This is a genomic window from Paraburkholderia sp. BR14320, from assembly GCF_040948665.1.
Taxonomy (GTDB): domain Bacteria; phylum Pseudomonadota; class Gammaproteobacteria; order Burkholderiales; family Burkholderiaceae; genus Paraburkholderia; species Paraburkholderia youngii.
In genome coordinates this window covers 1-360 of the sequence record NZ_JBFPKG010000289.1, presented here as the reverse complement: position 1 = coordinate 360, position 360 = coordinate 1, and the positions used below count along the sequence as shown (strand labels likewise).

The 360-nt window shown below is 61.4% G+C and carries 1 protein-coding gene; it reads right to left on the bottom strand.

The annotated features are described in order from the left end of the window. Positions 1-65: 65 nt before the first annotated feature. A partial coding sequence (locus AB3X89_RS40355; RefSeq protein WP_368588078.1) for a zinc-binding dehydrogenase occupies positions 66-360 on the bottom strand: 295 nt, incomplete at its 5' end.

Here is a 360-nt window from a genome sequence, read left to right as displayed (position 1 = left end):
TCCAGGCTGATCGTTGTCGTGCTGATGATTTGCGATGTCATGTTGATGCTCGTTCTCAGAAGGGTTCAGTGGTTGGCGACGACGACCTTGCCGATCATGTTGCCCGCCTCGACCAGCGCATGCGCTTTGATCAGACCTGCGGCGTTGATGCAGTCAATGCGGCGGGTCAGCGTGTGCTTGAGGCGGCCCAGATCGACCAGCTGCGCCGCGCGGCGCAGCAACGCTTGTTGCCGCGCGAGGGTGTCGGTGGTGAACATCGCGCGGGTGAACATCAGCTCCCAGTGAATCGAGATGGATTTTCCCTTGAACGGGCCGATGTCCAGACCCACCGGGTCGTCGAGGAGGGCGAACTGGCCTTCC